We start from the raw sequence: 11,979 nt of genomic DNA, 5'->3' as shown, positions 1-11,979 counted from the left end.
TCAGGATTTCTCCAAACGCTTGAGAACGACATACTCGACGGCAGCGACTTCATTGGCGGCGGCCCGCGTCGCAGCAAGGGCACCCAATTCCGTCAGCCCACAACTGAAGAGCAGCAAGGCTGCTCGCAACAGGAGGAGGCGGGTATTCACGCGTCCCACTGCCGTACGTCAACAAAATGCCCCGCCACGGCGGCCGCGGCGGCCATGGCCGGACTGACCAGATGGGTGCGCCCACCCGCTCCCTGGCGGCCCTCGAAATTGCGGTTGGACGTCGCCGCACAGCGCTCCCCCGGCTCCAGGCGATCGGCGTTCATGGCCAAGCACATGGAGCAGCCCGGTTCCCGCCACTCACAGCCCGCAGCGAGAAAGACTTGATCCAGCCCTTCGGCCTCGGCCTGTTGTTTCACCAGGCCCGAACCCGGGACCACCAATACTGCCTTGACGGAGTCTGCCTTGTGCTTGCCGCGCAACACCGCCGCGGCTGCCCGCAGGTCCTCGATGCGCGCATTGGTGCAGGAGCCAATGAACACCTTGTCGATCGGGATCTCGCTGATGGCCGTGCCGGGACGCAGATCCATATAGGCCAAGGCCCGAGTCCAGGCCTCCTGACGCACGGGATCGGGGGCATTGGCCGGATCGGGAACACGGGCATCAATCCCGAGCACCATCTCTGGGCTGGTGCCCCAGCTCACCTGCGGCACGAGGGTACGGGCATCGATACGCAGCTCGCGGTCAAAAACCGCGTCGGCATCCGTGTGCAGGGTACGCCAGAAGGCTACGGCACGCTGCCAATCTTCGCCCTCTGGGGCATAAGGCCGGCCCTGCAGGTAGGCGAAAGTCACCTCGTCAGGGGCGACCATTCCCGACCGTGCGCCGGCCTCAATGGCCATGTTGCAGACGGTCATCCGCCCTTCGACACTAAGCGCCTCGACCGCCGGACCAGCAAACTCGATGGCATGGCCCGTGCCTCCGGCAGTGCCCATCTTGCCGATAATGGCCAGCACCAGATCCTTGGCGCTGACCCCCACGGGCAACGTTCCATCAACCCAGATCCGCATGTTCTTCGACTTGCGCGCCCACAGGCACTGGGTGGCGAGCACATGCTCGACCTCGGTGGTACCGATACCAAAGGCCAGCGCCCCCAGAGCACCGTGGGTAGCGGTATGGGAATCCCCACACACCACGGTCATACCGGGCAAGGTCAAACCCTGCTCCGGCGCAATCACGTGGACGATCCCCTGGCGTCGATCGAGCATGCCAAATTCTTCGATTCCGAACTCCGCGCAATTGCGATCCAGGGTCTCGACCTGCAGACGGGAGGTTTCATCGGCGATTCCAGCCGCCCGGTCCGTAGTCGGCACGTTATGGTCGGCAGTGGCGATGTTCGCGTCCACGCGCCAGACCTTGCGCCCCGCCGCGCGCAGGCCAGCAAAGGCCTGTGGACTGGTGACTTCGTGCAGCAGCTGCCGATCGATGTAGAGCAAGGTACGCCCATCCTCTTCACTAAGGATGCGGTGCTGTTCCCAGAGCTTGTCGTAGAGGGTTTGTCCTGCCATATTTTTCCCCTTGATGGCGTTTAGGAGATCAGTGATTTCCGCCGTAACACACAGTCAACGTATTCCATTACTCTTTTTTAAGGGGCTATTTGCAAACTAGGGTTGGAATGCGACCATAAATCGGCGAGGATCCAGGTGCCCGTCCTGTGCAATATCTGGTTGACATAAGGCTTTCGCAGTGGCTCTGATTCGTGCAGACTATGGTTGGATTGAGGCGGCGGTGAGTGACAGGTTTGCAGCGGAAGCAGTCGTTCATATTTTTAAAGAACCACAAGTTCCGACCGGAGACAAAATGGTCAATTACCTCTTATCGTAACCCTACCTCCAGAAGTTTACGGCGGTCTAGGACAGTGATGGTTTTATCTCGCATATCGATAGCTCCAGCTTCTTTCAGCCTGCGTAGAACACGAGAGAGGGTTTCTGGTGTTACCCCCAATCGGGCAGCGACACTGACTTTTTTTGCCGGTAGCTGGAATCGGTCGGTTTTTTCTGAGGCATCCGACAATTCCAGTAAATAATTGCATATTCTTGTATCGGCAGACTCGATGCTGCGCATGCGAATCTCTTTGACCAGAAAATGAAGCCGCATGCTCAATTGCCCAAGGATGCGTCGCATGAGACGCGGGTCGCCCTCAAGAATACCGACAAATGGCGAAAATGGGATCTGTAACACTCTGGTTTTCCCCTGGCATCTGGCCGTGACCGGGTATCTTCCCCCCATGAACGCTACAGCTTCCGCAAAGAGGTCGCCCGCTTGCATGATCTCGACCACCTTTTCCTTGCCTTCAGCGCTCGTACTCAGCAACTCGACAACTCCGGCATCCAAAAAGTAAAACTGTTCCGCTGGATCCTTTTCGATGAACAGCAACTCTGCGTTCTCGCACGCATGGAGCCGACATTCGCCGAGCAACGCCTCCAACTGGGGCGGCGACCAGACTGCGAAAAGCGCCTGCTGTCGCAGTCGGGCAGCATAGGGCAAAAGGTCTTCCGTCATGCTTCCGCTCCCGACACTCGGCACCTGCCTTGGAGTACCTTCGGATACGACGAAAAATCTTGACCAAGATCAAGGAAGCCACCGATACGAAGCCAGATACTCACAGTCGCCAATTGGGCAAGATGCATTCGGGAGACTCCAAAATGACCATCAACATCGATTTGATCAAGCAAAGCGGCAAGGCAGCACAGGATTTGGGAGTACAGGTTGCGCAGCACTTTTACGATACCATGTTCAGCCATTATCCCGAAGTCCGGAAGATGTTCCCAGGGGATATGAGCGAGCAGCGGGTGCGACTCTTCAACTCGGTGATTCTGATCGCCAGCAATATCGATAACACGGAGATGCTGGTTCCTTATCTGAAAGAACTGGGGATCGGCCATATAAAATACGATACTCGGCCAGAACACTATCCCATCGTGGGGAAAAGCCTGTTGCTGACCCTGAAGCATTTTCTGGGGCCGGCCTGGACCCAGGAAATGGCGGAGTCGTGGATCGAGGCCTACAACCTGGCGGCAAGCATCTGTATTCAGGCCGCCGCCGAAGCGATGGCACCGGAACGCTATGTTCCTCTCGTTCTGGACGACGTATCTCCTGCAGTTGCCTGAAATCTTGCGGTCGCCAACTCGCTTGGCGACCGCACTTTTGATGATTCCTGGAAGGTAGGACAGCACATGATCGAACACGAAATAGTCCTCGAGCCCTCCGGAACTCGTTTCCGGATCCGAGAAGACCAAAGCATCGTCGAGGCCGCACTGGAGCAGGGAATCGCCATTCATCACGGTTGCGGCAATGGTTCCTGCGGCGATTGCAAAGGAACAATTCTGGAGGGAGAAATCACCCAGCTTCCTTTCATGCCTTTATTATTGACGCCGGAAGAGCGCGCGTCCGGTAAAGCGATTTTGTGTAAAGCGCAGCCACGTAGCTCCTTACGCATCGCAGCAATGATAGATACTGCAGAGCAATGGCAGGGACGAGTCGAGAGTCTTTGTCTGTTGGGGGAAACCGTCATGGAACTCATAATCCAATGCGATCGCCCCTATCCCTACCGGGCAGGACAATACGCGAGATTGAAGATTCCAGGAGAAACAAATGGTTGGCGTTCCTACTCCATGGCGAATGCGCCGCGCGAGGATCAACGCCTGCACTTTCATATCCGCAGGGTACCGGGCGGAAAATTCTCCGAGTGGCTCTTTACCCGCGCCCAGATCGGCGATGAAATTGTTCTCTCTGGCGCGCAAGGAGATTTTTACCTACGGACGGAGAATGAGCGACCGTTACTGTGCATTGCCGCCGGGACGGGCCTTGCTCCCATCGAAGCCATTCTCGAGGAAAGCCGCAAACTCGGCTGGAAACGGTCAACATCACTGTTTTTCGGGGTGCGCAGCCGGCGCGATCTCTACCACTTGGATGTACTCGAAGAATTGCGGCAGGAGCGGAGCGAACTGCGTTTGTCGGTATCCTGTTCCGATCCGGAACTTCTGCGCTGGTCGGGTCCTCGGCGTCTTTTGCCGGCGGTGGCTGCGGAAGGCCATTGGCAAGAACATGAAGTTTATCTCTGCGGCAGCCCGGGGATGGTGGAAGCCGTCACGGATCTCTTGCTCTCCCACGGAGTCCCTCATGAACAGATCCACTTCGATAGCTTCAGCCCCAGCGCCTGACCTGGCCCGCGCGCAAGGCAGAAGCCTGGCGCTTCAGGCGTCCAGTAGTCGCAGAACTTCTGTCAGAGGTTGCGCGCCAACCGTTTTCAACTGGTTGTCGATGACCACGGCCGGGACGGTCTTGATACGCAGTCGACTTACAACTTCCCGACCTGCTTTATCGGCCACATCTAGGATTTCCAAGTCCATTGGTCGTTTCTGCGCCGCCTCCTGCCAGATTTTCTCGGCCTGGGGACAAGTGGGACACCATTTGGATACCAGAAGCTGTACCTTCACGAGAATTGCACTCTGTTTGCCTATCCACGTTGGAAAGAATACCCTAAACGGACTCGCATATCCAGTAAGCAGTTTCCATTCACAAGGAGAAATGGACTATGAACGAAGACATTGCAGAGGTCATGCAATCGGATCATGAACGCCTGGACAAACTTTTAGAGAGGAGCGCCCAGGCCGTGAGTGAAGGACGATGGTCAGATGCGGCTGCGGAGCTGGAAACATTTCGCAAAGGCATCGTTGATGGTCATATGAGCGTGGAGGAAGAGTTCCTTTTTCCTGCCTTCGAAAACTGGGAAAGTGGAGAGGAGCATGCTTTGACGGCTTTGCTGCGCAAAGGTCATAGTGACCTAAAAATGTTCTTTCTGGAAATGGCCGAAGCCATCGATCAACAGAATGCCGAGGATTTTGGCGATTTGCTTAGCACCGTGCAAACCATACTCAAACAGCATGATGCAAAAGAGGAATCGGAGTTGTATCCACATCTTGCCGAGGCGTTATCTGACCATGGAGCAGACGCCATACAGCGATTGCGAACATTGCAGGAGACACATTCATGAGCGAATTTCGTGGCTGTGAGCTGCCGGAAGAACTCTTTTATGATTTGGATTATGTCTGGGTACGCCCTGAAGGCGAAGGTATTTTTACTGTTGGCGTCACTGATCCCGCGCAAACCATGTCCGGGCGTTTGCAGAAAGCGCGAATCAAAAAAGTTGGTACCCAAATTGCTGCAGGCCGTCATGTAGCAACCCTCGAAAGTGGCAAATGGGCTGGTGGTGTGCCAGTCCCCTTTGCTGGGGAAGTGTTCGAGCGAAATGAGATCCTGATCGACGATCCGCACCTCATCAATATCGACCCCTATGGAGATGCCTGGATCGCCAAGATACGCGCCGATGATCCAGAACACGCTTTGGACACCTTGCATACGGGGCTCGACGCCATCGAGGCACTGCAAGCTTGGATTCAGCGCTATGACGTGCAATGCATGCGCTGTTCCGATTGATAGTGGGCCCGTGGGTTCTTCTCCTCGACCAATACGGCGCTTGCAAACACAGCGCATATGACAGCCGATGACGGATTTCTCCCTACCAGCATCCGCAGCTTTTCGCCTCGACCTGACGATATGGGCCTTGCGCCGTCAGGAGCGCAACCAAATGGATCTGTGGGAAGAACACAGTTACCGACGTTGCTTTACCTACCAGGGCAAACCCCTGGCCATTCAGCTTCGGCAGCAGGGAAAGGGAAGAACGCCTGTGCTGGTGGGGAGAATTCTTGCCGGTCCCGATAGCCCAGAAGCCATCGAATGGCTGCGCAATCAACTGGCCTGGATACTGGGTTTTGATCAAGACCTCCGGCAGTTTTATCAACATGCCTTGCAGGATCCCGTGTTGGGGCCAGTTGCGATTCGCTATGAAGGATTCCGACCGCCGCGCTTTGCCTCTCTCTTCGAAGGGCTCGTAAACGCCATTGCCTGTCAGCAGGTGAGTTTGCTGGTGGGCATCACTCTGCTCAACCGTCTGTGCCAGCTGTGCGATACCAAAGCCCCAGAAGGGCCGCTTGCCTTCCCCAGTCCACAACAAATACTCCTGCAAGAGCCGGCCGCCCTGCGGACATTGGGCTTCAGCCGCCAGAAGATCCGGGCGATTTATCAGGTTGCCGAACGGGCAGCCGCTGGTGAATTGGTCGAACGGGAATGGCGTGGCCTGCCGTTGGAAAATATCCGGGAACGCCTGTTGAACATTCCCGGAATCGGCCGATGGTCGGCGGAATATGCGATGTTGCGCGCGCTGGGGCGCCTGGAGATCTTCCCTGCCGATGACGTAGGCGCGCGTAAGGGCCTGCTTGCCTGGCTGGGTGAGGACAATGCCCAGGCAGGCTATGCCGAGATTCTGCAGCGGGTGCGCCGCTGGCATCCCTATGAGGGATTGCTATATCTGCTCATGCTGCTACGACGACTGGATCGAGAGGGGCATTTTGCGAACGACTCGTCCTCCCGGTAGCGCGGGCGGTCTACTCGCTTTCTTGCAACTGTAGCTCGAGCCGTTGTTGTCGGCGGTCGATTCGGATCAACAATCGTGCTGTTTCCTGCAGTTCGTTCTCCGGATCTGGGTCCCCAGGGCAGGCGCAGCCCGGGATTGCACTGCGATAGAGCACTTGCAGCTGGAGCGTGAAGGCGTCTGCGTCCTCCCATCGGCGCAACTCAAGAAAATGCAGGTCGTCCAGCAAAGCCACACTCCCTTGCGTGAGCGCCTGTTGCAGAGCTGCGAACAAGAGATCGCCAGCCAACAATTCCTTCGTCAATCGGGGATAAAATTCGCCGGTTCCCCATGCTTCCAGGAGATCCGAACGCACCAGCACGTGCCTACCTGTGTCCAAGCATCACCCCCGTATCGAGCGACGTGCCGCCATGGCGGCTCCCAGCTCGGCGGCAGTCTGCGGATCCAGGAGCCGCTCCGCCAGGGGATAAATATCGTCATTTTCGATCTGCACATGGCGACGGTTCAAGGAAACGAAGGGCTCCCAGCGTAAATTGGAGTATCTTCGGGTTGCGACGAGTTGACGCAAGTCCGTGGCAAGATCGTGCCAGGCCTTTTCCAGTTGTCGATGTTCCTTGCTCAGCTCGTGCAAGACTTCCTGCACATCCTTTGCACAGGCAGGCTGTGACCGCAGCCAAGGAAACAGTTGTTGCTCTTCATCGGCGTGATGTGCCGGACCTGCCTCGTCAAAGTACCGCAAGATTCTGGTCGCCGCTTCGACCGCCTGCGCGTCGACACCAACGGAAGCCAGATGTGCAGGAATTCGTTCCAAGGTATCACAATGGCGCAGAATACGTTGGTGACAAGCACGTAGCAGCGCGAGAGGTTCGCGAAAAGAAGGGGTACTTTCGCCAATTTTCAGCATGTTCACTTCTCCCCGGAAGCGGAGGATTGCAACTGCTCCAGAAACTCCTGGAGCACGAGAGCACCGTTGTGTTCTGGGTCGTGGGCGGCATAGAGCAGGAGTAAAGGACTTTGTTGCGCCGCGACAAGAAGCTGGACGGCTGCCTCCTGATGCCCCGACAACTCACTCCAGTAGCGACGGCGAAAATCCTCCCAGCGCGCCGGGTCATGCCCAAACCACTGGCGCAATTCCGTGCTGGGCGCAAGATCCTTGGGCCAGGCGTCGAGCGCCAGGTCACTCTTGCGCACGCCTCGTGGCCACAAGCGTTCCGCCAGCACCCGATATCCAGGAGGGAATGGCCGATCATAGACACGCCAGGCCAATATGTGTATGGAATTCTGCATGCAATCCTCCTCGCTCAGGCATTCTGCGCAATAATCTTGCTGGCCAGCGTTTGGGCCTCTGACATCTCCCTCCCGTAGAGCATAGTCTGGTAGCCCTGGATGGGAGTTTGGGTGACCGGTTGGAGTACGCCTTTTCCATGCCGGGCGATGTCGATCTGCACCAGCATGGACAAGCCCGGGCGCAGGGGATGCTCGGCGAGTTCCTTGACGGGTAGAGCGATGCGTATCGGTACCCGCTCAACAATATGGATATAATTTCCGGTGGCATTTTCCGGCGGCAGAATGGCAAAGGCACTGCCGGCACCCGGCAGCAGCCCTTGCACCACACCATGATAGACGACGCCAGAACCATAGTAATAGCTGGTCAGGCGCACCGGTTGACCAGGTCGCACCCTCGCCATTTCTGTTTCTTTGATGTTGGCGACCACCCAGAGTTGATTCAGGGGAACCACGGTAAAGAGACATTCGCCGGAATGGACCATGAGGCCGGGGTAAGCGGCGCGTTGGGCAACAAAGCCGCTGACCGGCGCGCGCAGATTCCGCCGTGCCCAGGCGATATAGGCTTGCTCCAGATGCGCCACCGCCGCCTGTACTTTGGGATTGCTCTGCAAGGTAGTCCCGCCCACGACCGCCGCAGCAGCCGCCAGTTGTGCCTTGGTTGCCCCCATCTGCGCCTGAAGGGCGCGAATATCGGCCTGGGTGTTGCTGATCTGGATGCTGGCTACGGCGTCTCCCTTGGCCGCTTTCTGGTAACGTGCCAAATCTCCCTGGAGTTTTTGCAACTGAGCGCCTTGCGCCTGCAAGGTCTGCTGCACCTTGTCCACCTCAGAAAAACTCTGGCGCAGGCGGCGTACGGTTTTTCCTAAGGTTGCTTCGGCTTGGCGTAGTGCCAGGTAACTGCGATCTCCCTGCACCGTCGCCAGCAGCTGTCCGGCATGCACATACTCGGTATTTTCTGCCAATACCTGCCGGATAGTGCCCGCGGTTTGCGCCTGGACGGGGATGATGTTGCCCTGCACATAGGCATCATTGCTACTGATGCGCCGGCTGCCGATCAACAGCCACCACAGCCCCCACAAGCCCGCGACCAGTAACAACACCAGAAAAAAGATCAGAAAATTCCGCTTTCTTCGAGCGGCTGCGGGAGAATAATTTTGGTTTTCTTCAGTCATGCGGATGCACTTTTGTGGTAGCGGAATACCCTCCACCCAAGGCGGACTCCAGGAGTGCCCAGTTTTGCCAAGCTGCGGTCTGGAGAGTGATTTCCTGCTCTTCCAACTGGATCAGACGGATCCGCACTGGGATCCGCGTGCCGCCATCTTGTAAACCGCTTTGCCAAGCTGTCTCCTGCACATGCCATTGGGCACGCTGCGCCCGCTCGGCATGCGCCAGGGCAGATTCTTGGCGCAGCAGAGCTCGGCGGGTACTCAACAGGTCGGCGACCTGTCGCAAGGCCTGGAGGATGCGATTTTGGTACTGGTCCTGCGCCGCCAGATAGACCGCATTCTGCGCCCGCAGGGCAGCACGCAAGGTGCCGCCTTCGAAGATGGGTAGGGTAATGGCCGGCCCCAAGGCATGGGCAAAGTTGGCCGGGTCGAAAAGATCTGCCAGATGGATGCTGTTCCAGCCCGCCAGGAGATGCAGATTGATATTGGGATAGAAGGCCGCCTTTGCCGCTCCCACCCGTGCTGCCGCTGCCTCCACCGCCCAGCGCGCCGCGACGATGTCCGGGCGATGCCCGAGCAGATTCAAGGGAAGATTCCTAGGCACGCCGGCAAGGGGCAGCGAAGCTTGCGCCGACGAAGGCGCGGCGGAAATTTGCACGCCTGGACCTTGACCGCAGAGGGCGGCGATGGCGTGGCGTTCGGCAGCGACGGCGGCCTGCAATTGCGCGATGCGCTCGGCTGACTGGGCCAAACTGGTGCTCGCCTCGTGCAGCGGTGTTGCCGACTGCAAACCACTCGTGAACCCGGCCTGCGCCACGCTTAGTGCGCGTTTTTGCCAGGCCCGTAGGCGCAACTCCGCACGCAACAGGCTTTCGTCTCCCCGCAGGGCAAAGTAATGGACAGCCACGGCAGAACTCACGAGCAGGCGCGCGTCCGCCTCTTCCGCCTGGCTCATCGCCAGATCGCCGCGCGCGGCACGCACCAGATCCCGATCTCGCCCCCACAAATCGACGTGGTACTGCAGGAGCAAGGGATTGAACTCGGCAAAAGTATTGCTCGTGCCATTGGCCTGCAAGTGCAAGCCCTGCACCGAAAAATACTGCTGGGTGAGCTGAAAACCCGCTGCAAAGTGGGGTAGAAGACGGGAGTGGGCGCGGGTCACTTGGGCCTCGGCGTAGAGCACCCTGGCCCCGGCCGCGTGCAGTTCGGGATTCTGCTGCAAGGCGGCGGCCACCAGTTCGTCCAATTGGCGACTCTTTGCGGCTTTCCACCAATCTGCTTGCGGCCAAGAGCCCGCCGACGACATTTCGCGCTGCGAAAACACGAGGCTTTGGGGAGAAAAGGCCGGGTTCTGCGGTAGATGCTTCGGTATGCGCGCGCAGGCAGCGAGGGCTGAAAACACCAAGGTCATACCCAGAAGCAAGAGCTGCTTTCTCATGGCTCTGCCAACCCGACCGCCGTCATAGTCTCGGCCTGCGACTCACCGCTGGGCTGCGGGCGCCGGGCAAGAAGGCCCAAGAACGCCAAGGCGAGGAAGACCCAACCGGCCAGAAAAAACATCTCATTGAACGCTAGCATGGCGGCCTGCTCATGCACCCGTGCGGCGAATATCTTCTCGGCACCGAGACTGCCCAGGCGATTGCTGAGTAGGCTGAGCTGCCTGCTCCAAGCCTGCAGATTGCTGCCCTGTACCTCCACCAGGAAGTGGCGGTGCAGTGACAAACGCCTTCCCCACAGTCCAATGATGATGGGAATGCCCATGGCTTGTCCCAGCGCCTGCAGAGAGCTCAGCATCCTCATCATGCCTTCTGCAGGTGTGGCACTCAGGCCCCAAGCACCTATCCGCGTCCAACCGGCAAAGCTTCCACCCAATGCCAGTCCCGCAAGAGCGAGGGGCTGGTCCAGGCTTTGGGGAGTGGTTGGAAGGTTATAGGAAGACAACCAGAAGGCGGAGACTGCCAGCAAAGACATCGAGATCCCCACCCAAAAACGCGGGTCAATTCTACCGCGCAGGCAGTGGCCCAGGACGACACTGAAAAAGGCAGGAACAGCCATGCTCAGGAATATCTCTCCAACGGCGCGCGCGCTGTACTGGAAGCTCAATTGATAATGAATGATGAAAAGCGCCATCAGCCCTTGGAAGACGACCGCCGATACGAGTAGCCCAAGAGCAGCCACACCCGCGTTGCTTTGCTGAATGCTAGGAAAATTTTGTAACGCCCCAGAACGATTCGGGATTTTGCGCAGGATCCACACGAAAAAGATGATCACCCCCGCAATGGCCAGCGCACGAATCGAAGAGGAACGCCACCAATCATCCTTGCTGCCAAGATTGAGAGCCATCTCCCAGAAAAGGAGAGCAGATGACAAAAGGGCAGAAGACCACCAGTCCATTTGCCTTTTTTCCACTTTTGCCACCGGACGCTGCCACAGCAAAATACCGAGAAAGCAGAACAGGAGAATCGGGAGATCTAGCAAAAACAGCCAGCGCCATCCCCAACGGTCGTCTATCCACCCGCCAAGGAATGGACCAAGAACGAACGGCGTAACGGCGAGGAGACCCCAGATCAGCAAGGCATAATGGCGGGTACGTTGTCGATAGCCTCGCAACAGGAGAGGCAAAGACAGCGGAATACTCAACCCTCCAGCAAGGCCGGAAACGATTCTTGCGGCTAGGAATACTGTATAATTTTGCGTCCAGGAATTGAGCGCAGATGCAAGAAAAAATATCGCATAACAAAAAAGCAAAGCCTTTCGTGCATCATAATGCTGTCGCATCCAGGGCGCGACGAGAAAAGCACTGGCCACAGCAAAAAAATACAGATCCTGTGTCCACACGCCATAAACGATATTGCGGCCAAAACTGGCGATGATACGCGGCACCATGGGCAAGTAGGCACCACCGTTCAGGAGAACCAGAAAATATCCCGTCAGAACGGCTGCATTGACGCCCAAGAAGGCATCCGGATGGCCTCGACAACAATTGCGAAGCACCCGCAGGTACACTCTTCGAAATTCCATAGGCCTTTGCAGTCTAGCACCCCG

General features: G+C 57.6%; 15 protein-coding genes. 5 read left to right on the top strand and 10 right to left on the bottom strand.

Annotated features, from left to right (window positions below):
- From ACQAYK_RS03870 to ACQAYK_RS03860, 3 genes are all read right to left on the bottom strand, one after another.
- Entirely contained in the window at nt 1–150 is a 150-nt protein-coding gene (locus ACQAYK_RS03870; protein ID WP_348550546.1) for a hypothetical protein, read from the bottom strand.
- Complete coding sequence (gene leuC, locus ACQAYK_RS03865) at nt 147–1,556, bottom strand: 3-isopropylmalate dehydratase large subunit (RefSeq protein WP_483167912.1); 1,410 nt, start codon at nt 1,554–1,556, stop codon at nt 147–149. The genes ACQAYK_RS03870 and leuC overlap by 4 nt, the downstream gene beginning before the upstream one ends.
- A 307-nt stretch (nt 1,557–1,863) precedes the next feature.
- A complete protein-coding gene (locus ACQAYK_RS03860; RefSeq protein ID WP_483167911.1) occupies nt 1,864–2,550 on the bottom strand; it encodes a Crp/Fnr family transcriptional regulator in 687 nt (228 codons plus the stop codon).
- Nucleotides 2,551–2,693: 143 nt separating this feature from the next.
- Between ACQAYK_RS03860 and ACQAYK_RS03855 the strand changes: the two genes are divergently transcribed.
- Both ACQAYK_RS03855 and ACQAYK_RS03850 read left to right on the top strand, forming a co-directional pair.
- Entirely contained in the window at nt 2,694–3,158 is a 465-nt protein-coding gene (locus ACQAYK_RS03855; protein WP_483167910.1) for a globin domain-containing protein, read from the top strand.
- Nucleotides 3,159–3,224: 66 nt separating this feature from the next.
- A complete protein-coding gene (locus ACQAYK_RS03850; protein WP_483167909.1) occupies nt 3,225–4,211 on the top strand; it encodes a 2Fe-2S iron-sulfur cluster-binding protein in 987 nt (328 codons plus the stop codon).
- Between the two features lie 33 nt (nt 4,212–4,244).
- On the opposite strand, the gene ACQAYK_RS03845 is transcribed toward ACQAYK_RS03850, so the two are convergent.
- Nucleotides 4,245–4,487 (bottom strand): thioredoxin family protein, encoded by a 243-nt coding sequence (locus ACQAYK_RS03845; RefSeq protein WP_483167908.1) that lies wholly within the window; start codon nt 4,485–4,487, stop codon nt 4,245–4,247.
- Between the two features lie 98 nt (nt 4,488–4,585).
- Here ACQAYK_RS03845 and ACQAYK_RS03840 point away from each other — a divergent pair, with 98 nt between their 5' ends.
- The 3 genes from ACQAYK_RS03840 to ACQAYK_RS03830 all read left to right on the top strand — a co-directional run bounded on the left by ACQAYK_RS03840 (nt 4,586) and on the right by ACQAYK_RS03830 (nt 6,484).
- Nucleotides 4,586–5,044 (top strand): hemerythrin domain-containing protein, encoded by a 459-nt coding sequence (locus tag ACQAYK_RS03840; protein WP_483167907.1) that lies wholly within the window; start codon nt 4,586–4,588, stop codon nt 5,042–5,044.
- Complete coding sequence (locus ACQAYK_RS03835) at nt 5,041–5,487, top strand: biotin/lipoyl attachment domain-containing protein (protein ID WP_483167906.1); 447 nt, start codon at nt 5,041–5,043, stop codon at nt 5,485–5,487. The genes ACQAYK_RS03840 and ACQAYK_RS03835 overlap by 4 nt, the downstream gene beginning before the upstream one ends.
- Before the next feature lie 151 nt (nt 5,488–5,638).
- Nucleotides 5,639–6,484 (top strand): DNA-3-methyladenine glycosylase 2, encoded by an 846-nt coding sequence (locus ACQAYK_RS03830; protein WP_483167905.1) that lies wholly within the window; start codon nt 5,639–5,641, stop codon nt 6,482–6,484.
- 10 nt (nt 6,485–6,494) lie between these two features.
- Here the strand turns inward: ACQAYK_RS03830 and ACQAYK_RS03825 are convergent, their stop codons facing one another.
- The 6 genes from ACQAYK_RS03825 to ACQAYK_RS03800 are packed head-to-tail and all read right to left on the bottom strand — an operon-like array spanning nt 6,495 to nt 11,955.
- Nucleotides 6,495–6,842, bottom strand: a complete 348-nt coding sequence (locus ACQAYK_RS03825; protein WP_483167904.1) for a hypothetical protein — start codon at nt 6,840–6,842, stop codon at nt 6,495–6,497.
- A 21-nt stretch (nt 6,843–6,863) separates the two neighbouring features.
- On the bottom strand, nt 6,864–7,385 hold the full coding sequence (locus ACQAYK_RS03820; protein WP_483167903.1) for a hemerythrin domain-containing protein: 522 nt from the start codon (nt 7,383–7,385) through the stop codon (nt 6,864–6,866).
- A gap of 2 nt (nt 7,386–7,387) precedes the next feature.
- The gene (locus ACQAYK_RS03815; RefSeq protein ID WP_483167902.1) at nt 7,388–7,768 is read right to left on the bottom strand and encodes a DUF488 domain-containing protein; all 381 of its coding nucleotides are present in this window, start codon (nt 7,766–7,768) and stop codon (nt 7,388–7,390) included.
- Nucleotides 7,769–7,782: 14 nt separating this feature from the next.
- Entirely contained in the window at nt 7,783–8,940 is a 1,158-nt protein-coding gene (locus tag ACQAYK_RS03810) for an HlyD family secretion protein (RefSeq protein ID WP_483167901.1), read from the bottom strand.
- Nucleotides 8,933–10,372, bottom strand: coding sequence for an efflux transporter outer membrane subunit (locus ACQAYK_RS03805; protein ID WP_483167900.1), 1,440 nt, complete (start codon nt 10,370–10,372; stop codon nt 8,933–8,935). The genes ACQAYK_RS03810 and ACQAYK_RS03805 overlap by 8 nt, the downstream gene beginning before the upstream one ends.
- Nucleotides 10,369–11,955, bottom strand: a complete 1,587-nt coding sequence (locus ACQAYK_RS03800) for an MFS transporter (RefSeq protein WP_483167899.1) — start codon at nt 11,953–11,955, stop codon at nt 10,369–10,371. The genes ACQAYK_RS03805 and ACQAYK_RS03800 overlap by 4 nt, the downstream gene beginning before the upstream one ends.
- Nucleotides 11,956–11,979: the final 24 nt, after the last annotated feature.

The organism is Acidithiobacillus sp. AC3, assembly GCF_050261095.1.
Taxonomy (GTDB): domain Bacteria; phylum Pseudomonadota; class Gammaproteobacteria; order Acidithiobacillales; family Acidithiobacillaceae; genus Igneacidithiobacillus; species Igneacidithiobacillus copahuensis.
The sequence above is the reverse complement of the archived record's forward strand: the minus strand, read 5'-3'. Positions and strand labels throughout refer to the sequence as shown.